Source organism: Mesorhizobium sp. M2A.F.Ca.ET.037.01.1.1 (assembly GCF_003998075.1).
Lineage (GTDB): Bacteria > Pseudomonadota > Alphaproteobacteria > Rhizobiales > Rhizobiaceae > Mesorhizobium.
On record NZ_RZSA01001764.1, the window covers coordinates 1 to 499 of the forward strand.

Here is a 499-nt window from a genome sequence, read left to right on the forward strand (position 1 = left end):
GCGTGCGCGTCGGCGGCCAGTTCACCTCCGAGGAAAGCCTGCGGGCCATCAATTTGCGCGTCAACGATCGCTTCTTCCGGCTGAGCGACGTTGCGACGATCCGGCGCGGCTATGTCGACCCGCCGACGGCCCTGTTCCGCTTCAACGGCCAGGATGCGATCGGGCTTGCCATCGGCATGAAGCCCAACGCCAATTTGCTGAAATTCGGCGAGGCACTGCATGAGGAGATGCAGAAGGTGCTGGCCGACCTGCCGGTCGGCGTCGGCGTGCATCTGGTGGCCGACCAGCCTGTGATCGTCGAAGAGGCGGTCTCGGGCTTCACGCGGGCGCTGTTCGAGGCCGTCGCGATCGTGCTCGCCGTCTCCTTCATCAGCCTGGGGCTGCGCGCCGGCTTCGTCGTCGCGCTGTCGATCCCGCTGGTGCTGGCCATCACCTTCACGGTGATGTCCTATCTCGGCATCTCGCTGCAGCGCATTTCGCTTGGCGCGCTGATCATCGC

General features: G+C 65.5%; 1 protein-coding gene. It reads left to right on the forward strand.

What is annotated here, in order from left to right; all coding sequences use genetic code 11:
* On the forward strand, positions 1-499 hold a 499-nt coding region (locus tag EOA27_RS39680; RefSeq protein ID WP_145970954.1), incomplete at both ends, for an efflux RND transporter permease subunit.